Here is a 19791-nt window from a genome sequence, read left to right on the forward strand (position 1 = left end):
TAAGTCTCAATCGCAAGACGCCTTGCTATTTACTTTTCATCAGACAATCTGTGTGAGCACTACAAAGGCAGGTTCTTTAAGGTAAGGAGGTGATCCAACCGCAGGTTCCCCTACGGTTACCTTGTTACGACTTCACCCCAGTCATGAATCACAAAGTGGTAAGCGCCCTCCCGAAGGTTAAGCTACCTACTTCTTTTGCAACCCACTCCCATGGTGTGACGGGCGGTGTGTACAAGGCCCGGGAACGTATTCACCGTAGCATTCTGATCTACGATTACTAGCGATTCCGACTTCATGGAGTCGAGTTGCAGACTCCAATCCGGACTACGACGCACTTTATGAGGTCCGCTTGCTCTCGCGAGGTCGCTTCTCTTTGTATGCGCCATTGTAGCACGTGTGTAGCCCTACTCGTAAGGGCCATGATGACTTGACGTCATCCCCACCTTCCTCCAGTTTATCACTGGCAGTCTCCTTTGAGTTCCCGGCCGGACCGCTGGCAACAAAGGATAAGGGTTGCGCTCGTTGCGGGACTTAACCCAACATTTCACAACACGAGCTGACGACAGCCATGCAGCACCTGTCTCAGAGTTCCCGAAGGCACCAATCCATCTCTGGAAAGTTCTCTGGATGTCAAGAGTAGGTAAGGTTCTTCGCGTTGCATCGAATTAAACCACATGCTCCACCGCTTGTGCGGGCCCCCGTCAATTCATTTGAGTTTTAACCTTGCGGCCGTACTCCCCAGGCGGTCGACTTAACGCGTTAGCTCCGGAAGCCACGCCTCAAGGGCACAACCTCCAAGTCGACATCGTTTACGGCGTGGACTACCAGGGTATCTAATCCTGTTTGCTCCCCACGCTTTCGCACCTGAGCGTCAGTCTTTGTCCAGGGGGCCGCCTTCGCCACCGGTATTCCTCCAGATCTCTACGCATTTCACCGCTACACCTGGAATTCTACCCCCCTCTACAAGACTCTAGCCTGCCAGTTTCGAATGCAGTTCCCAGGTTGAGCCCGGGGATTTCACATCCGACTTGACAGACCGCCTGCGTGCGCTTTACGCCCAGTAATTCCGATTAACGCTTGCACCCTCCGTATTACCGCGGCTGCTGGCACGGAGTTAGCCGGTGCTTCTTCTGCGGGTAACGTCAATTGCTGAGGTTATTAACCTCAGCACCTTCCTCCCCGCTGAAAGTACTTTACAACCCGAAGGCCTTCTTCATACACGCGGCATGGCTGCATCAGGCTTGCGCCCATTGTGCAATATTCCCCACTGCTGCCTCCCGTAGGAGTCTGGACCGTGTCTCAGTTCCAGTGTGGCTGGTCATCCTCTCAGACCAGCTAGGGATCGTCGCCTAGGTGAGCCGTTACCCCACCTACTAGCTAATCCCATCTGGGCACATCTGATGGCAAGAGGCCCGAAGGTCCCCCTCTTTGGTCTTGCGACGTTATGCGGTATTAGCTACCGTTTCCAGTAGTTATCCCCCTCCATCAGGCAGTTTCCCAGACATTACTCACCCGTCCGCCGCTCGTCACCCGAGAGCAAGCTCTCTGTGCTACCGCTCGACTTGCATGTGTTAGGCCTGCCGCCAGCGTTCAATCTGAGCCATGATCAAACTCTTCAATTTAAAAGTTTGATGCTCAATGTTTCTTTATTTCTAAAGAAAAGAACTTCGTAATGAATTACGTGTTCACTCGTTGAGACTTGGTATTCATTTTTCGTCCGAAGACGTTAAGAATCCATGTCACTTTGAGTGCCCACACAGATTGTCTGATAAATTGTTAAAGAGCAGTGCCGCTTCGTTTTCGCTGCGGCGCGGGGTGTGCATATTACGCTTTCCCGCTACAGAGTCAAGCGTTTATTTTGCTTTTCTCTGCTGACCCGGCGGCGTGTGTGCCGTTGTTCCGTGTCAGTGGAGGCGCATTATAGGGAGTTATTCCGACGTGACAAGAGGAAATTTAAAAAAAGTTTTCATCCGTGTCTTTTTTCACCAACAGCGATGAAATCAAGCTACAAATTGTTCTATTTGATGTATCTGCAACCACAATCACACTCGAGGTGGCATAATTATCAGCATGAATCTTTAAGGAATAAAAGCGATGCCATTAAGCGCACAACAGCTGGCCGCCCAAAAAAACCTGTCGTATGTGCTGGCAGAGAAGCTGGCTCAGCGGATTTTAGCGGGTAAATATGCCCCAGGCAGCATCCTGCCGGGTGAAATGGAGCTGGGTGAGCAGTTTGGAGTGAGTCGTACAGCAGTTCGTGAAGCGGTGAAAACCCTAACGGCAAAAGGTATGGTGCTTCCACGTCCCCGCATTGGCACACGTGTCATGCCACAGAGTAACTGGAATTTTCTCGATCAGGAGCTGCTCTCCTGGTGGATGACGGAAGATAACTTTCATCAGGTTGTCGATCACTTTCTGGTGATGCGCAGCAGTCTTGAACCACAGGCGTGCCTGCTTGCCGCCACGCTTGGAACGGCAGAACAGAAAGCACAGCTCAACGCGTTAATGGAAGAGATGGTGTTCCTGAAAAAGCACTTCAACCGGGAACGCTGGGTTGAGGTCGATATGGCCTGGCATGAACATATCTATATGATGAGTGCCAATCCGTTCCTCACCTCTTTTGCTTCTTTATTTCATTCGGTGTACCACACTTACTTTACCTCTATTACACAAGACGAAGTGGTTAAACTGGATTTGCATCAGGCGATAGTCGATGCCATTCAGGAAAGCGACGGGCAGCGAGCCCTGAGTGCGTGCCAGGCATTGCTGGCCGCGCCAACCCACCAGCAGGTAAATAAATGACAAAGAAAAAAGCGCGCAGCATGGCCGGATTGCCGTGGATTGCAGCCATGGCGTTTTTTATGCAGGCACTGGATGCCACCATCCTCAACACAGCGCTTCCCGCTATTGCGCAAAGCCTTAACCGCTCCCCGCTGGCGATGCAGTCCGCCATCATCAGCTACACCCTGACGGTCGCGATGTTAATTCCGGTCAGCGGCTGGCTGGCCGACCGCTTCGGCACCCGCAGAGTTTTCATGTTGGCCGTGACGCTCTTTACGCTCGGCTCGCTGGCTTGTGCGCTCTCCTCATCCTTAACGGAGCTGGTTATCTTCCGCGTATTACAAGGTATTGGCGGAGCGATGATGATGCCCGTGGCACGCCTTGCCTTGCTGCGAGCCTATCCTCGAAGCGAACTGCTTCCCGTGCTCAACTTCGTCACCATGCCAGGCCTGGTTGGTCCGATACTTGGCCCGGTACTTGGTGGTGTGTTTGTCACCTGGGCAAGCTGGCACTGGATCTTCCTGATTAATATTCCTATTGGCGTTGCCGGGCTGCTGTATGCCCGCAAATATATGCCGAACTTCACCACGCCAAGACGCAGCTTCGACATGGGAGGCTTTTTCCTGTTTGGCCTGAGCCTGGTGCTCTTCTCAAGCGGGATGGAACTGTTTGGTGAGAAGATCGTAGCAACATGGATTGCCCTCTCCGTCATCCTCAGCGGTATTCTGCTGTTCCTTCTTTATATACGTCACGCGCACCGTCACCCGACACCGTTAATCTCACTCGGACTCTTTAACACCCGAACGTTTTCCGTAGGGATTGCAGGCAACATTGCGTCACGTCTGGGGACGGGTTGCGTACCGTTTCTGATGCCATTGATGCTGCAGGTCGGTTTCGGCTACCCGGCACTGATTGCTGGCTGCATGATGGCGCCCACGGCAATGGGCTCGATTCTGGCAAAATCAACGGTTACACAAGTGCTGCGCTGGTTTGGCTATCGTAAGACGCTGGTTGGCGTAACGGTCTTTATCGGTCTGATGATTGCGCAGTTCTCTTTGCAATCCGCCGCCCTTCCCGTATGGATGTTGATCCTGCCGTTATTTGTGCTGGGCATGGCGATGTCAACGCAGTTTACGTCGATGAATACCATCACGCTGGCAGACCTGACGGACGAGAACGCCAGCAGCGGCAACAGCGTGCTGGCGGTGACGCAACAGCTGTCGATCAGTTTAGGGGTTGCCGTGAGTGCAGCGGTGCTGCGGTTTTATGAGGGTTTTGACAGCGCGAATACCGTTGAGCAGTTCCACTATACCTTTATCACCATGGGTGCGCTCACCGTGGTTTCGGCGCTGGTCTTTATGCTGTTAAAACCGAAAGATGGACGCAACCTGATCAAAGAACGCCATAAAGCAAAGTCTAAACCGAACCGCGTTCCATCAGAACAGGAGTAAGCTGCAGGCGTTGCTGTTGCAGCGTGGGCTGCGCCATACGGTGGATCAACACATCGATGGCCAGCTCGCCCAGTTCATCCTTCGGCTGATGAATCGTGGTCAGCGGTGGGGTCATGTAGCTAGCCAGTTCGATATCATCGTAACCAATTACCGCCATATCATCCGGAACGTGCAAGCCTGCCTGATATAACGCCTGATAGGCGCCAAATGCCATGGCATCGTTACCGATAAAGACGGCCTGCGGACGCTGCGGCTGCGCCAGCAAGGTCTGCATCGCTTCAAAGCCACCGTGAAACTCAAAATCACCGGTAATACGGTAGCCTTCGGGCACAGAAAGCCCCGCCCGGGCCATAGCAGAGAGATACCCTTCCAGACGCAAACGCGCCGGGGTTTTATCCAGCGGACCGGTAATACAGGCAATGCGGGTGTAACCTTTATCGATCAGATACTGGGTGGCCATGTCGCCCCCCAGCAGGGAGTTATCCTGAATCAGATCGCTGGTACCGTCGAACGGTGCCCAGTCCATCATCACCGTGGGAATAGAGGGATAACGCTGGATAATCTCTTTCGAGGGCTGGTGTGTTTCGGTACAGAGCAGCAGTAGCCCGTCGACGCGTTTTTGCATCAGCGTCTCCAGGTTGCGGTTCATTCTCTGCTCGTCACCTTCGGTATTGCACAGCACCAGGCTGTAGCCACGCTCGAAGCAACTACGCTCTACACCTCGCACAAGCTCAGAATAGAAAGGGTTGGTACTGGCCGTAATCAGCATACCAATAGTGCGCGTCTGGTTGAGCTTAAGACTACGCGCCAGCGCAGATGGCGCATAGTTGAGTTCTTTTACCGCAGCTTCGACTTTCTCCCGAATCGCCTCGCTGACGAAGCGATCGTTGTTTATAACGTGAGAGACCGTCGAGGTAGAAACACCCGCCATGCGGGCGACATCTTTCATTGTTGCCAAGCGTTACCCCTGCTGACTTAAGAATTCATCGATCTCTTTACGCCACGGAACGGAGGGTTGGGCCCCTTTGCGCGTCACGGCAATCGCGGCAGCAGCATGTGCAAAACGGATCGCATCATCCATTCGCTTGCCTTCCAGTAGCGCGGTCACCAGCGCACCATTGAAGGTGTCTCCCGCAGCGATGGTGTCAATCGCTTTCACCTTAAAGCCCGGCACTCGACGGCCTTCGCCATTGACGCTTGCCCACACCCCACGGCTACCAAGGGTGATAATCACGGTACCGATGCCTTTATCATGCAATGCACGTGCAGCTAGCGCGGCATCGTCATCATTTTCGACACGAATGCCCGTCAGCTTTTCCGCTTCGGTTTCGTTTGGCGTAATGATGTCCACCAGCGCCAGCAGCTCGTCTGATAATACACGGGCAGGAGCGGGATTAAGTACGACAGTGGTATGATTTTCATGCGCAATTTTGGCGGCGGCCAGCACGCTTTCAACCGGTGACTCCAGTTGCATCAGCAACGCTTCGGCATTCGCAATGATCTCACGTTGCGCTTCTACGCGATCCGTTGTCAGAGCAGCGTTGGCACCAGCATGAATACCGATGACATTCTCACCTTCTGCGTTGACGAAAATCAGCGCCACGCCGGTAGATTCCCCTGCAACCACGCTGACCGGTGCGATATCGATATTGTCGCTCGCCAGCTGTTTGCGTACGCGCTCACCGGTATCGTCATCACCCGTGCAGGCGATAAACGCAATTTTCGCCCCACTGCGACCGGCGGCGACGGCCTGGTTTGCACCTTTACCGCCAAATGCCACCTGATACTGGTTACCCGTGACCGTTTCGCCCGGTGTTGGGAATGATTCAAGGTTAAGAATGTGATCGGCATTGATACTGCCAAGGACGACGAGGTTGCCTGCGGTTTTCATGGTTGGGTTGTCCATCTGAGAGCGCCACCGGTGTTACCCGGTGGCGTATGCCACACTTTTCTTTATTGGTGTCCCTCAGGCAGCCAGCGGCTGCCTGATTCGCCTTTTACTGCTTGATGACCAGTTTCAGGTCAACAGGGTATTTGCCCTGAACTTTTTCGCCCTTCAGCACTTTGTCGGCAGTTTCAACGCCAGTCGCGCCAATCTGCTCCGGCAGCTGAGCGATGGTCGCAGCCAGTTTGCCATCATTTACTGCTTTTTCACCATCCGGCGTACCGTCAAATCCGACAACCATCACATCTGATTTACCTGCAGTCTGCAGGGCTCGCAGCGCGCCCAGTGCCATTTCGTCGTTCTGCGCGAATACTGCCTGCACGTCAGGATGTGCGGTCAGCAGGTTCTGCATCACGTTCAGACCTTTAGTACGGTCGAAATCGGCAGGCTGGCTGGCCAGGACGTTAAATTTGTGTGCAGCAACGGCCTGCTGGAAGCCTTCGCCACGTTCACGGGCAGCAGAGGTACCCGCGATACCCTGCAATTCGATAACTTTCGCGCCTTCACCTGCTTTCTTCGCGATGTAATCACCCGCGATTTTACCGCCCAGCACGTTATCAGACGCAATGTGGCTGACCACGTCACCTTTAGAGGCCTGACGGTCCAGGGTGATCACCGGGATCTTCGCCTGGTTTGCCATTTTAACGGCGTTACCTACGGCATCAGAATCAGTTGGGTTGATCAGCAGAATTTTGGTACCACGAACGGTTAAGTCCTGAACGTTAGCCAGCTCTTTCGCCGGGTTGTTCTGGGAATCCAGCACCACCAGGTTGTAGCCCAGTTTGTCCGCTTCTTTCTGCGCGCCATCCTTCAGAGAGACGAAGAACGGGTTGTTCAGCGTGGAGATAACCAGCGCGATGGTGTCTTTCGCCATAGCGTTTGCACTTACGGTTGCGCTCAGCGCGACAGCAGAAACCAGGGTAGCCAGTTTTTTCATGTTCATATCTAAGATGTCCTGTAGTGTCGTCAGTTACTGTTTTTTGTTGTCTACCAGTACCGCCAGCAAAATCACCACTGCCTTAACGATCATCTGGTAATAGGAGGAAACACCTAACAAATTCAAACCATTATTCAGGAAACCGAGAATCAGTGCGCCGATCAATGTCCCAACAATGCGACCTTTACCACCCGCAAGACTCGTACCGCCCAGAACCACTGCCGCAATGGCATCCAGCTCATAACCCGTGCCCGCCGTTGGCTGCGCGGAGGAGAGGCGCGCCACTTCGATGATGCCTGCCAGAGAAGCCAGCAGGCCGCACAGGGAATAAACGATAATTTTAACTTTATTGACGCTGATACCGGACAGACGCGTTGCCGCTTCGTTACCGCCCAGTGCATAGATATAACGACCCAGGCGGGTGTGGTGCAGCATGTACCACGCCGCCAGGAAGACGATAGCCATGATCCAGACCGGGGTCGGGACACCCAGCGGGCGGCCGATACCGAACCAGCCAAACAGATCGGCGTTATCGGTAAAGCCGGTGTTAACCGGGCTGCCGTTGGTGTAAACCATGGTCACACCGCGCAGCAGCAGCATCATCACCAGCGTCGCGATGAACGCCTGAACGCGGCCTTTCGCCACAATCACGCCGGTCACAGCACCGATTGCCGCCCCAGCGGCCAGCGCAGCAGCCACGGCCACCAGCGCGTTAACTTCTACACCGACAAGGGAAGCGGCGATCGCACCGGTGAGCGCCAGCAGAGAACCGACGGACAGATCGATCCCTGAGGTCAAAATCACCAGCGTCATCCCGACCGCCATAATGGCGTTTACAGAAGTCTGCTGAAGGATATTGAACAGGTTATTAACGGTAAAAAAGTTCGGACTCATGGTCGACACAATCGCGATCAGCACCAGCAGGGCAATCAGTGATTTTTGCTCCATCAGCCATGCCTTTGTGAAATAACGGCGACCAGAAACAGCCTGGGTAGTCATCTTCTTACTCCTGATTCACGCGATTAAGCTTGCCCACAGCGGCAGCCATCAGAACTTCCTGGGTGGCCTGCTCGCGAGTGAATTCACCGCCGAGATGCCCTTCATGCATGACGATAATGCGATCGCTCATGCCTAATACTTCTGGCATCTCGGAAGAGACCAGAATGATGCTCAGACCGTCGGCCTTGAACTGGTTAATCAGCTGATAGATCTCTTTCTTCGCGCCGACGTCTACACCGCGAGTGGGTTCATCGAGGATCAGCACTTTCGGGCGCGTCATCAGACCACGCGCAATCGCCACTTTCTGCTGATTACCACCGGACAACAGGCCAATTGCCTGCTCCATCGACGGTGTTTTGACGTTAAACAGACGGATAAAATCGCTGACCGCCTGCTGTTCGTCTTTGTGTTTCAGCGTACCGCCGCTGTGACTGAAATAGCGCAGTGCGGTAAGCGACATGTTCTCTTTCACCGACATGCCCAGCACTAAGCCATCGCGCTTACGGTCTTCAGAAATATAGACAATGCCATTCGCCAGACCATCTTGCGGAGAGCGGGTAACCACTTCATGACCGTCGAGGGTGACATAACCGCTGGTGCGCGGCAGTGCGCCGTACAACACTTTCATCAGCTCGGTACGCCCAGCGCCCATCAGGCCCGCCACACCGAGGATTTCCCCCTGACGCAGGGTAAAGGTCACATCGTTCACACCTGGACCGCAGAGGTTGTCCACCTTCAGGCGGATCTCACCCGGCGCTTTATCCAGATGCGGGTATTGATCTTCGAGCTTACGTCCCACCATCATTTCGATGAGCGTATCTTCGGTCAGCGTGGCGACTTCACGTTCGGCAATAAACTGTCCGTCGCGGAAAACGGTGACGTCATCGCAGATTTCGAAGATCTCTTTCATGCGGTGAGAGATATAGACAATCCCGCGCCCCTGAAATTTCAGCTCGCGGATAACGCGGAACAGGGATTCGGTTTCGGTATCGGTCAGGGCATCAGTCGGTTCATCCATAATGATGACCTTCGACTCAAAACTCAGCACTTTCGCGATTTCCACCATCTGCTGATCGCCAATGGAAAGTTCACCCACCAGTCGGTCGCTCTTAAAGCGCAGGTTCAGCTTCGCCAGCAGTTTATCCGCTTCGGCATACATGGTTTTCCAGTCGATTTTACCGAACCGGTTTACGAACTCGCGGCCCAGGAAGATGTTCTCCGCAATGGTAAGCTGCGGGATCAGGTTCAGCTCCTGGTGAATAATACCGATACCCGCTTCCTGAGAGGATTTCGGGCCATTGAAGGTGGTCTCTTTACCCAGCCAGACGAGTGAACCGGCATCACGTTGGTAGATCCCGGTCAGCACTTTCATCATGGTGGATTTGCCAGCGCCGTTTTCGCCCACCAGCGCCATCACGCGCCCGGGGTAGACGTTCAGCGCCGCACCGGAGAGGGCTTTTACGCCCGGGAACGACTTATCGATCCCTTTGAGTTGCAGTAATGCGTCCATGATGGCCTCAGAAGGTGACGCCAGCACAGAGAATGATATTCGCATACGGGGAACACTCCCCGCTGCGAATCACCGCCTGACTGTCTGCGGTTTGTTGTTTGAACTGCTCGTGCGTTGTGTAACGAATTTCTATGGTGTTTCCCTGGTGTTGTTGCAGTTGCTCAATATGGCTGAGCAACGTTTCGTGGAGTTGCGGATTATGTTGTTTGATTTCCGCCGCGAGAATGGCCGCCTCAACCTGCATCTCCGCCGTCACGACTTCCAGTACCTGCATAAACGAAGGAACACCCTGCGTTAACGCCATATCAATACGGGTTGTGCTACGCGGAACCGGTAAGCCTGCATCGCAAACCACCAGCGTATCGGTATGCCCAAGACGGGAAATAACCGACGAGATTTCTGAGTTGAGTACAGTGCCTTTCTTCATTTTCTTGCTCCACTAGCGAAACGTTTCGCTAAAATCAGTTTAGTCTCAACGGTGTTCAGAAAACCACCATGACGTAACAGATTTGTGATCGACGTCGAAACGTTTCGCTAAGTGAAATGTAGAGACAATTATGGAGGGTAGGCAGGGGGGGTTGTAAGCCGGGTAAGCGCTGCGCCACCCGGCATTTAATGCAGGCTTAAATCTCGACCTGTGTACCCAGCTCAATCACTCGGTTAGGCGGGATCTCAAACTGGTCAGGCGCACGCAGGGCGTTACGTTGCAGGATAAGGTACAACTTGCCGCGCAGGCGCAGATACCACGGACGCTTGCCAATAATCAGTGACTCGTGTGACATGAAGAATGACGTCTCCATCATCCGGCAGCTCAGCCCTTCCAGGCCGCAGCGGTGGAAGACCTCTTCCACGTTTGGCGTTTCACGCCAGCCGTAGCTTGCCACCACGCGCCAGAAGGTAGGCGACAATTGCTCAATCTGAACACGACGCACATTGTGAACATACGGTGCATCTTCGGTGCGCAACGTCAGCAGAATCACACGCTCGTGCAATACCTTGTTGTGCTTAAGATTATGCATCAACGCAAACGGGATCACGTTCAAGGCACGAGACATGTACACCGCAGTTCCCGGTACACGCACTGGCGGGGATTTCTCCAGCGACGCAATCATCGCCTCCAGAGAATTCCCGTGTTCGTGCATACGACGCAGCAGACGGAAGCGCTCGCTTTTCCATGTGGTCATGACAATAAACATCACCAGACCCAGCGTCAGCGGTAGCCAGCCACCGGAAACAATCTTGTCGAGGTTCGCGGAGAACAGCGGCACGTCGATACACAGGAAGCCCACCAGAATCATCGCCACGAGGAATTTATTCCAGTGCCAGTTTCGGTACGCGACCGTTGTGGAGAGGATCGACGTCAGCACCATGGTACCGGTGACCGCAATACCGTACGCCGCCGCCAGGTTGCTGGAATGCTCGAAGCTGACGATGACGATCACCACAGCGAAATAGAGCAGCCAGTTAACGAACGGAATGTAGATCTGGCCCGACTCCATCTCTGAGGTATGGATGATGCGCATAGGTGAGAGATACCCCAGACGCACGGCCTGGCGCGTCAGAGAAAACACGCCTGAAATCACCGCCTGAGAGGCAATGACGGTCGCCAGCGTCGCCAGAATCAGCATCGGTACCAGTGCCCAGTCAGGGGCCAGCAGGAAGAATGGGTTCTTTATCGCTTCCGGATTTTTGAGCAACAGCGCGCCCTGGCCGAAGTAGTTCAGCACCAGAGACGGCAGTACCACAATAAACCAGGCCACGCGGATAGGCAGTTTCCCGAAGTGCCCCATGTCAGCATACAGCGCTTCAACGCCGGTGATGGAGAGCACAACCGCCCCCAGCGCCACGAAGGAAACCACTTTGTATTCGAGGAAGAAATTCACGGCCCAGTAGGGGTTTAGCGCTTGCAGCACTTCCGGGTTAGCAATAATGCTGCGTAAACCAAGCGCCGCCAGGATCAGGAACCAGGCCAGCATAATTGGCGCGAACAGTTTCCCCACCAGCCCGGTACCGTGCTTCTGGATCATAAACAGCAGCGTCAGGACAATAATGGCCAGAGGAACAACCCAGGAATCAAGCTGCGGGGCAATAATCTCCAGCCCCTCTATCGCCGAAAGCACTGAGATAGCAGGCGTGATGACGACTTCCCCATAGAAGAAACTGCCGCCAATCAGGCCGATGATGACCAGCACCGACGTCATTCTGGCTGACGTGTTACGCCCGGCAAGGGACATCAGGGTCAGGATACCGCCTTCGCCTGCGTTATCAGCGCGCATAACAAAGGAGAGATATTTAACAGAAACTACCAGGATCAGCAGCCAGAAGATGAGGGACAGGAAGCCAAATACGGCATCGCGTTCAACACCAAAGCCAAACTGGCCGGACAGACATTCTCGAAGCGTATAAAGCGGGCTGGTGCCGATATCACCGTAGACAACCCCGATCGCCGCAAGCGTAATTGCGGGTAATGATTGCTTATTGTCAGTGCTCATAGACTAGTCTTTTCGTTTAAATAACAAATGTGTTCCTGGTCCCTTGGTCCACAAAAAGCGCACAGTATGCCTGATTCGTTGCAAAATCGTACCCCTAAATGCAACCGCATTAATGTAGCGCAAAGAAAATTGCGCCGCACTTCAGTCTATTACCAGCCCTGACTGAAACGTCTATACTCGCTTCAATTGGCCGCCACGACGGCGAAAGGATGCAAAACTATTATGGCTCACTCACATTTATTAGCAGAAAGAATTTCCCGCCTCAGCAGCGCGCTGGAGAAAGGCCTTTTCGAGCGTAGCCACGCCATCCGCCTCTGTTTACTGGCGGCGTTGAGCGGCGAAAGCGTATTTCTGCTGGGTCCACCGGGCATCGCCAAAAGCCTGATTGCCCGCCGACTGAAATTTGCCTTTCAGAACGCCCGCGCGTTTGAATACCTGATGACCCGCTTTTCCACTCCGGAAGAAGTTTTCGGCCCGCTGTCCATTCAGGCGCTGAAAGATGAGGGACGTTATCAGCGCTTGACGGAGGGTTATCTTCCGGAAGCGGAAATTGTTTTTCTCGATGAAATCTGGAAAGCAGGCCCGGCTATTCTGAACACCCTGCTCACGGCGATAAACGAACGTCGGTTCCGCAACGGCGCCAGTGAAGAGAAAATCCCGATGCGCCTGCTGGTGGCCGCCTCCAACGAACTACCCGAAGCCGACAGCAGTCTGGAAGCGCTGTATGACCGCATGTTGATCCGCCTGTGGCTGGACAAAGTGCAGGATAAATCCAACTTCCGCTCTATGCTGGTGAGCCAGCAGGATGAGAATGAAAACCCGGTCTCTGCTTCGCTTCAGGTTACCGATGAGGAATATCAGCTGTGGCAGCAGGAGATCGGCAAAATCAAACTGCCAGATGCCGTCTTCGAGCTGATCTTCATGCTGCGCCAGCAGCTCGATTTACTCCCTTCAGCGCCCTATGTCTCCGATCGTCGCTGGAAAAAAGCAATCCGCCTGCTGCAGGCCAGTGCCCTGTTCAGCGGCCGTGATGCCGTTGCGCCAATCGATCTGATCCTGCTGAAAGATTGCCTCTGGCACGACGCAGAAGGCATGAACCTGATGCAGCAACAGCTTGAAATATTGATGACCGGACACGCCTGGGGACAACAGGCGATGCTCAACCAGCTTGGTGCTATTGCCCAACGACGCATCCAGTTACAGCAGCAACAAAGTGATAAAACGGCGCTGAAAGTGAACCGGCTGGGTGGAATGTTCGCCCGCAAACCTCACTACGAATTACCCGCCGAGCTGACCAGCTCGACGCTTACCCTGCTGCTCCAGCAACCGCTAAAGCTCCATGATATGCAGGTTGTACACGTTACGATTGAGCGCGAGCCGCTATCGCAATGGCTGGATAAAGGTGGAGAAATCCGCGGAAAACTCAACGGCATCGGTTTCGCGCAGCCGCTAAATATGGAAGTGGACAGTAGCCAGCATCTGGTGATCCGCGATGTGAGCCTGCAGGGATCGCGTCTTGCACTGCCTGGCACCGCCTCTGACAGCGTTCCTGAAGAGATTAAGCAGCAGCTGGAAGCGCTGGATACCGAATGGCACCAGCAACACACCCGCTTTAGCGAGCAGCAAAAATGCCTCTTTATACATAGCGACTGGTTAGGTCGCATTGAAGCCAGCCTGCAGGATGTGAGCACACAGATTAAACAGGCGCGTCAATGCTAACGCTGGATACGCTTAACATCATGCTGGCCGTCAGCGAAGAAGGGTTGATCGAAGAGGTGGTCATTACCCTTCTGGCGTCGCCGCAGCTGGCCGCATTCTTTGAAAAATTTCCGAAGCTTAAAAAAGCGATGACGGACGATCTCCCACGCTGGCGTGAAAGCTTGCGTCAGCGGTTCAAAGAGACCGAGCTCCCCCCTGAGTTAACGGAAGAGGTGGCCTGTTATCAGCAGTGCCAGCGGCTCTCAACGCCACAGTTTATCGTTCAGCTTCCGCAAACCCTGACATTGCTCGACAACGTCCACTCCCCGTTTGCCAGCCAGGCCCGGGCGCTGGTCACGGATAACGCCACCTTCACGCCCGCGTTGCACACTCTCTTTTTACAGCGCTGGCGCCTCAGCCTTGTCGTTCAGGCCACAACATTGAACCAGCAACTGCTGGATGAGGAGCGTGAACAACTGCTCAGTGAAGTTCAGGAACGCATGACCTTAAGCGGTCAGCTCGAGCAGGTACTGGTGGAAAATGAAAACGCCGCCGGGCGTCTCTGGGATATGAGCGCCGGTCAGCTTCGGCGCGGGGATTATCAGCTGATCGTTAAGTACGGCGATTTTCTGGCGCAGCAGCCCGAGCTGATGAAACTCGCAGAACAGCTGGGCCGTTCAAGGGAGGCAAAGTCAGTCCCAAAGAAAGATGCCCCGATGGAAACCTTCCGCACCCTGGTACGCGAACCGGCAACCGTTCCCGAGCAGGTCGACGGGCTTCAGCAAAGCGATGATATTTTGCGCCTGCTGCCCACCGAACTCAGCACGCTGGGAATGACTGAACTAGAGTATGAGTTTTACCGTCGGCTGGTGGAAAAGCAGCTTCTTACTTACCGGCTACACGGCGAAGCCTGGCGCGAGAAGCTCAGCCAGAGGCCAGTCGTCCACCAGGATTTTGATGAGCAGCCGCGCGGACCTTTTATTGTTTGCGTGGATACGTCCGGATCGATGGGCGGGTTTAATGAGCAATGTGCAAAGGCGTTCTGTCTGGCCTTGATGCGCGTGGCGCTTGCCGATCGCCGTCGCTGCTTCATCATGCTCTTCTCCAGCGAGGTGGTGGGTTATGAGCTGACGAACCAGCAGGGTATCGAACAGGCGATCCGCTTTTTAAGCCAGCGTTTTCGCGGCGGCACGGATTTAGCCAGCTGTTTTCGTAGCATTGTGGAGAGAATGCAGGGCGGCGACTGGTACGACGCTGACGCGGTGGTAATTTCCGATTTTATTGCCCAGCGTCTGCCGGATGATGTGGTGAATAAAGTGAAGGAGTTACAGCGGGTGCATCAGCACCGTTTCCACGCGGTGGCGATGTCCGCCCATGGAAAACCCGGCATCATGCGCATCTTCGATCATATCTGGCGCTTCGATACCGGGTTGCGTAGCCGCCTGCTCAGACGCTGGCGGCGTTAATCACAGAAGGGAGCCAACGCTTTCGCGTACTTGCTGCGGCCAGACGCCACACTGAACCTGACCGATATGTGGCAACTGAAGCAGTAACATGGTCAGACGGGACTGGCCGATACCGCCACCGATGGTCTGCGGCATTTCCCCGCGTAGCAGCGACTGGTGCCACTCTAATTTGAGACGATCTTCGTCGCCAGTAACGGCCAGCTGACGCTTCAGCGCATCAGCATCCACGCGGATCCCCATAGAAGAAAGCTCAAACGCATCTTCCAGCACCGGGTTCCAGACCAGGATATCGCCATTCAGACCCGCGTATTCGCTCTCACCGCGTGTGCTCCAGTCATCATAATCCGGCGCACGAACGTCGTGGCGTTTGCCGTCAGACAGTTTGCCGCCGATCCCCATCAGAAACACAGCACCTAATTCTTTGGCGATTGCGCGTTCACGGCCTTTAGCATCCAGATCCGGGAAACGGCTCAGCAGCTCCTGGCTGTGCACAAAGTGGATCGTATCCGGCAGGAACGGTGCCAGACCAAACTCTTTGCTTACAGCCGCTTCGGTCGCTTTGATCCCGGCGTAGATCGCCTCAACGGTGGATTTCAGCGTACCGACATGGCGCTCGCCATCACCCATTACGCGCTCCCAGTCCCACTGATCAACGTAGACAGAGTGAATTGGAGTAAGGCGGTCTTCATCGGGGCGAAGGGCTTTCATGTGCGTGTAAAGCCCTTCGCCCGCGCTGAAGTCGTGTTGTCCCAGGGTTTGACGCTTCCATTTCGCAAGGGAGTGAACCACTTCGAACTGGGCATCTGGCAGTGTTTTCACTTTCACCTGCACCGCTTTTTCGCTTCCAGATAAGTTATCTTGCGTCCCGTCACCCACGCGGCTCAGAATGGGAGCCTGGACTTCAATCAGTCCAAGTTTATCTTCCAGCTGGCGTGAAAAATGGGATTTTACGAAACTGATCTGGCGTTGTTTTGCGATATAAGCGGTTTTCATTATTTATACTCCTGCGTCCTGTTGCTATTGATTAAGCAACAGAAATGGCACCTTATTCAATAACCAATCAACAAAAAGCCTCCTTCACTTTTGATTCGATAAAATAAACCGCTAGAATAGAGTGATTCATTAATCTTCATAAGAAAAAGCTATGGAAAATTATCAGATCGACAATCTCGACCGCGGCATCCTGGAGGCCTTAATGGCTAATGCCCGTACCGCCTACGCCGAACTGGCAAAACAGTTTGGTGTCAGCCCGGGAACAATCCATGTTCGCGTAGAGAAGATGAAGCAGGCGGGGATCATTACCGGCGCACGCATTGACGTCAGCCCCAAACAGCTGGGTTATGACGTTTGCTGCTTTATCGGCATCATTCTTAAAAGCGCAAAAGACTACCCTTCTGCCCTGGCAAAGCTGAACGCACTCGATGAAGTCACAGAAGCCTATTACACCACCGGGCATTACAGCATCTTTATAAAAGTTATGTGTCGATCCATAGACGCCCTCCAGCAGGTACTTATCAACAAGATCCAAACAATCGATGAAATTCAGTCCACTGAGACCCTGATCTCTCTGCAAAACCCGATCATGCGTACCATCCGCCCGTGATCGGTCAAATTCATTCCCACATTTTCCACAGGTAGATCCCAGCTCGTTCACAGCGTACAATGGCCGCCTCTTTATCTGAGCGAGCGATCAATGGCTGACATTACTCTTATCAGTGGCAGCACCCTGGGCGGTGCGGAATACGTTGCGGAACATCTGGCTGAGAAGCTGGAAGAAGCAGGTTTTTCCACAGAGACACTGCACGGACCGCTGCTTGAAGATCTCCCGACTGATGGGATCTGGCTGCTGATCACCTCCACACATGGCGCAGGCGACCTGCCGGATAACCTGCAACCTTTATATGACGAACTGCAGGAACAACAACCAGACCTGTCCAACGTCCGTTTTGGTGCGGTAGGTATCGGAAGTCGTGAATATGACACCTTCTGTGGCGCAATAGAGAAAGTTGAGGCCGCTGTTACCACCTGTGGTGCAAAACAGCTGGGTGAAACGCTGAAGATCAACATCCTCGATCATGACATTCCGGAAGATCCAGCCGAGATCTGGCTGGCAGAATGGAAAAATTTACTCAAAAACGATTAAAGATCGCGCGAACAGATGTGGATAACTCTGGTTAAAAGCTCGTATTAAGCCGTAGTTATCCAAATAACAACTCTGGTATGGTTTTTGACCTGTGCATAAAGTGGCGATCTGATCCCAGCTTATACGGTCCAGGATCACCGATCATTCACAGCAAACGATCCTTCCTAACCGCATGATCTTATTTGCCGGATCGGACTTATCCACAAAGGTCGGCGATCCTAATAAGAGATCACAATAGAACAGATCTCTAAATAAAAAGATCTTCTTTTTAATAGCCCAGGATCCCAATGCTTTCTCGAAAGACTAAAGTTGAGTAGAATCCACGGCCCGGGCTTCAATCCATTTTCATACCGCTTTACGCGAGGCAGACCACCATGTTTTATCAGGATCCTTTTGACGTCATTATCATTGGCGGGGGTCATGCAGGCACTGAGGCCGCAATGGCCGCAGCGCGAATGGGTCAGCAGACCCTGCTTTTGACACACAATATCGACACGCTTGGACAGATGTCCTGTAACCCGGCGATTGGCGGCATTGGGAAAGGACACCTGGTAAAAGAAGTGGATGCACTTGGCGGCCTGATGGCGAAAGCGATCGATCATGCTGGCATTCAGTTTAGGATACTAAACGCGAGTAAAGGCCCTGCGGTACGAGCAACCCGTGCCCAGGCTGACCGCGTGCTTTACCGTCAGGCGGTACGTACTGCACTGGAGAATCAGCCAAACCTGATGATCTTCCAGCAGGCGGTTGAAGATCTTATCGTTGAGAATGATCGTGTCGTGGGTGCCGTAACCCAGATGGGCCTCAAGTTCCGCGCGAAAGCTGTGGTGCTGACCGTGGGCACATTCCTGGACGGTAAAATTCATATCGGTCTGGATAACTACAGCGGTGGCCGTGCTGGCGATCCGCCGTCGATTCCACTGTCTCGCCGTCTGCGTGAACTGCCGCTACGCGTCAGCCGCCTGAAAACAGGCACACCTCCACGTATTGATGCGCGCACCATTGATTTCAGCGTGCTGGCGCAACAGCACGGTGATAACCCAATGCCCGTGTTTTCGTTCATGGGCAATGCGGCGCAACATCCGCAGCAGGTACCGTGCTACATCACGCATACCAACGAGAAAACCCATGACGTGATCCGCAATAACCTCGATCGCAGCCCAATGTACGCAGGCGTGATTGAAGGGATCGGCCCACGCTACTGCCCGTCGATCGAAGACAAAGTGATGCGTTTTGCCGATCGCAACCAGCATCAGATCTTCCTGGAGCCGGAAGGACTGACCTCAAACGAAATTTACCCGAATGGCATCTCCACCAGCCTGCCGTTCGATGTGCAGATGCAAATTGTTCGCTCAATGCAGGGGATGGAGAATGCGAAAATCGTTCGTCCTGGCTACGCTATTGAGTACGATTTCTTCGATCCTCGTGACCTGAAGCCAACCCTGGAAAGTAAATTCATCCACGGTCTGTTCTTCGCAGGGCAGATTAACGGCACCACCGGCTACGAAGAAGCGGCTGCACAGGGTCTGCTTGCCGGTCTGAACGCTGCGCGCTTCTCTGCTGAGAAAGAAGGCTGGGCACCAGGCCGTTCTCAGGCGTATCTGGGTGTGCTGGTCGACGATCTCTGCACGCTGGGCACAAAAGAACCGTACCGTATGTTTACCTCGCGCGCGGAATACCGCCTGATGTTGCGCGAAGACAACGCCGACCTGCGTCTGACCGAAATGGGTCGCGAGCTGGGTCTGGTAGATGACGAACGCTGGGCGCGTTTCAACGAGAAGCTGGAGCGTATTGAACAGGAACGTCAGCGGCTGAAAACCACCTGGGTGAATCCGCAGGCGGAAACTGCAGCCGAAGTGAACGCTCACTTGACTGCACCGCTGTCGCGCGAAGCCAGCGGCGAAGATTTGCTGCGTCGCCCTGAAGTCACCTATGAGAACCTGGTCAAACTGACCGCGTTCGCACCGGGCCTGGAAGACGCTGAAGCGGCAGAGCAGGTTGAAATCCAGGTTAAATACGAAGGTTATATCGCGCGCCAGCAGGATGAGATTGAAAAACAGCAGCGCAACGAAAACACGCTGCTGCCGGAGATGCTGGACTATCGTCAGGTCACTGGTCTTTCCAACGAAGTGATCGCCAAGCTGAACGATCATAAACCTGTGTCGATTGGCCAGGCATCCCGCATATCGGGCGTTACTCCGGCCGCGATTTCGATTCTGCTGGTGTGGTTAAAAAAACAGGGCATGCTGCGCCGCAGCGCGTAATGCTCTGAACATTGCCCGGTGGCGCTGCGCTTACCGGGCCTACAGAATTCCATAGGGCGGGTAAGCGAAGCGCCACCCGTCACTTAAGTTTCTCAACAGGTATTC

General features: G+C 53.9%; 15 protein-coding genes and 1 rRNA gene. 7 read left to right on the forward strand and 9 right to left on the reverse strand.

Features of this window, described 5'->3' with window-relative positions; translation table 11 throughout:
- Positions 1-82: 82 nt before the first annotated feature.
- Positions 83-1622 (reverse strand): 16S ribosomal RNA (locus AAHF05_RS22265).
- 472 nt (positions 1623-2094) lie between these two features.
- Between AAHF05_RS22265 and AAHF05_RS22270 the strand changes: the two genes are divergently transcribed.
- The gene (locus tag AAHF05_RS22270; protein ID WP_028017749.1) at positions 2095-2802 is read left to right on the forward strand and encodes a FadR/GntR family transcriptional regulator; all 708 of its coding nucleotides are present in this window, start codon (positions 2095-2097) and stop codon (positions 2800-2802) included.
- Entirely contained in the window at positions 2799-4232 is a 1434-nt protein-coding gene (gene mdtD, locus AAHF05_RS22275; protein ID WP_129324387.1) for a multidrug transporter subunit MdtD, read from the forward strand. The genes AAHF05_RS22270 and mdtD overlap by 4 nt, the downstream gene beginning before the upstream one ends.
- Here the strand turns inward: mdtD and rbsR are convergent.
- From rbsR to kup, 7 genes are all read right to left on the reverse strand, one after another.
- Complete coding sequence (rbsR, locus tag AAHF05_RS22280; protein ID WP_075204538.1) at positions 4198-5190, reverse strand: ribose operon transcriptional repressor RbsR; 993 nt, start codon at positions 5188-5190, stop codon at positions 4198-4200. The genes mdtD and rbsR overlap by 35 nt on opposite strands.
- Before the next feature lie 3 nt (positions 5191-5193).
- Positions 5194-6123 carry a ribokinase gene (gene rbsK, locus AAHF05_RS22285; protein ID WP_129324394.1) on the reverse strand — a complete coding sequence of 310 codons (930 nt, stop codon included), beginning with the start codon at positions 6121-6123 and terminating at the stop codon, positions 5194-5196.
- A 106-nt stretch (positions 6124-6229) separates the two neighbouring features.
- Positions 6230-7120: a ribose ABC transporter substrate-binding protein RbsB gene (gene rbsB, locus AAHF05_RS22290; RefSeq protein ID WP_374936422.1), complete on the reverse strand. Its 891-nt coding sequence runs from the start codon at positions 7118-7120 to the stop codon at positions 6230-6232.
- Positions 7121-7147: 27 nt separating this feature from the next.
- Entirely contained in the window at positions 7148-8113 is a 966-nt protein-coding gene (gene rbsC / locus AAHF05_RS22295) for a ribose ABC transporter permease (RefSeq protein ID WP_047347401.1), read from the reverse strand.
- 4 nt (positions 8114-8117) lie between these two features.
- Positions 8118-9623 carry a ribose ABC transporter ATP-binding protein RbsA gene (gene rbsA / locus AAHF05_RS22300; protein ID WP_129324393.1) on the reverse strand — a complete coding sequence of 502 codons (1506 nt, stop codon included), beginning with the start codon at positions 9621-9623 and terminating at the stop codon, positions 8118-8120.
- Positions 9624-9630: 7 nt separating this feature from the next.
- Entirely contained in the window at positions 9631-10050 is a 420-nt protein-coding gene (gene rbsD, locus AAHF05_RS22305; protein WP_003862392.1) for a D-ribose pyranase, read from the reverse strand.
- 196 nt (positions 10051-10246) lie between these two features.
- Positions 10247-12115 carry a low affinity potassium transporter Kup gene (gene kup, locus AAHF05_RS22310; RefSeq protein ID WP_028017756.1) on the reverse strand — a complete coding sequence of 623 codons (1869 nt, stop codon included), beginning with the start codon at positions 12113-12115 and terminating at the stop codon, positions 10247-10249.
- A gap of 222 nt (positions 12116-12337) precedes the next feature.
- On the opposite strand from kup, the gene ravA reads away from it, so the two are divergent.
- Both ravA and viaA read left to right on the forward strand, forming a co-directional pair.
- Positions 12338-13834, forward strand: coding sequence for an ATPase RavA (ravA, locus tag AAHF05_RS22315; RefSeq protein ID WP_028017757.1), 1497 nt, complete (start codon positions 12338-12340; stop codon positions 13832-13834).
- Positions 13828-15279, forward strand: coding sequence for an ATPase RavA stimulator ViaA (viaA, locus tag AAHF05_RS22320; protein WP_129324386.1), 1452 nt, complete (start codon positions 13828-13830; stop codon positions 15277-15279). Before ravA ends, viaA begins: the two co-directional genes overlap by 7 nt.
- Here the strand turns inward: viaA and asnA are convergent, their stop codons facing one another.
- A complete protein-coding gene (asnA, locus tag AAHF05_RS22325; protein WP_049006047.1) occupies positions 15280-16272 on the reverse strand; it encodes an aspartate--ammonia ligase in 993 nt (330 codons plus the stop codon). It lies immediately after the preceding gene.
- 151 nt (positions 16273-16423) lie between these two features.
- Here asnA and asnC point away from each other — a divergent pair, with 151 nt between their 5' ends.
- The 3 genes from asnC (at position 16424) to mnmG (ending at position 19686) form a co-directional block, all read left to right on the forward strand.
- Positions 16424-16882 carry a transcriptional regulator AsnC gene (gene asnC, locus AAHF05_RS22330; RefSeq protein ID WP_008500198.1) on the forward strand — a complete coding sequence of 153 codons (459 nt, stop codon included), beginning with the start codon at positions 16424-16426 and terminating at the stop codon, positions 16880-16882.
- 90 nt (positions 16883-16972) lie between these two features.
- Entirely contained in the window at positions 16973-17422 is a 450-nt protein-coding gene (gene mioC / locus AAHF05_RS22335; RefSeq protein WP_049006045.1) for an FMN-binding protein MioC, read from the forward strand.
- A gap of 374 nt (positions 17423-17796) precedes the next feature.
- Positions 17797-19686 (forward strand): tRNA uridine-5-carboxymethylaminomethyl(34) synthesis enzyme MnmG, encoded by a 1890-nt coding sequence (gene mnmG / locus AAHF05_RS22340; protein ID WP_014072433.1) that lies wholly within the window; start codon positions 17797-17799, stop codon positions 19684-19686.
- Positions 19687-19791 lie beyond the last annotated feature (105 nt).

The organism is Enterobacter adelaidei (assembly GCF_041937165.1).
In the GTDB taxonomy this organism is placed as follows: Bacteria; Pseudomonadota; Gammaproteobacteria; order Enterobacterales; family Enterobacteriaceae; genus Enterobacter; species Enterobacter adelaidei.

What these genes read in the sequence shown, in the direction of transcription:
- AAHF05_RS22270 (WP_028017749.1), top strand. Translation starts at nt 2,095, where the DNA reads ATGCCATTAAGCGCACAACAGCTGGCCGCCCAAAAAAACCTGTCGTAT.
- mdtD (WP_129324387.1), top strand. Translation starts at nt 2,799, where the DNA reads ATGACAAAGAAAAAAGCGCGCAGCATGGCCGGATTGCCGTGGATTGCA.
- rbsK (WP_129324394.1), bottom strand. Translation starts at nt 6,123, where the DNA reads ATGAAAACCGCAGGCAACCTCGTCGTCCTTGGCAGTATCAATGCCGAT.
- rbsB (WP_374936422.1), bottom strand. Translation starts at nt 7,120, where the DNA reads ATGAACATGAAAAAACTGGCTACCCTGGTTTCTGCTGTCGCGCTGAGC.
- rbsC (WP_047347401.1), bottom strand. Translation starts at nt 8,113, where the DNA reads ATGACTACCCAGGCTGTTTCTGGTCGCCGTTATTTCACAAAGGCATGG.
- rbsA (WP_129324393.1), bottom strand. Translation starts at nt 9,623, where the DNA reads ATGGACGCATTACTGCAACTCAAAGGGATCGATAAGTCGTTCCCGGGC.
- rbsD (WP_003862392.1), bottom strand. Translation starts at nt 10,050, where the DNA reads ATGAAGAAAGGCACTGTACTCAACTCAGAAATCTCGTCGGTTATTTCC.
- kup (WP_028017756.1), bottom strand. Translation starts at nt 12,115, where the DNA reads ATGAGCACTGACAATAAGCAATCATTACCCGCAATTACGCTTGCGGCG.
- ravA (WP_028017757.1), top strand. Translation starts at nt 12,338, where the DNA reads ATGGCTCACTCACATTTATTAGCAGAAAGAATTTCCCGCCTCAGCAGC.
- viaA (WP_129324386.1), top strand. Translation starts at nt 13,828, where the DNA reads ATGCTAACGCTGGATACGCTTAACATCATGCTGGCCGTCAGCGAAGAA.
- asnA (WP_049006047.1), bottom strand. Translation starts at nt 16,272, where the DNA reads ATGAAAACCGCTTATATCGCAAAACAACGCCAGATCAGTTTCGTAAAA.
- asnC (WP_008500198.1), top strand. Translation starts at nt 16,424, where the DNA reads ATGGAAAATTATCAGATCGACAATCTCGACCGCGGCATCCTGGAGGCC.
- mioC (WP_049006045.1), top strand. Translation starts at nt 16,973, where the DNA reads ATGGCTGACATTACTCTTATCAGTGGCAGCACCCTGGGCGGTGCGGAA.
- mnmG (WP_014072433.1), top strand. Translation starts at nt 17,797, where the DNA reads ATGTTTTATCAGGATCCTTTTGACGTCATTATCATTGGCGGGGGTCAT.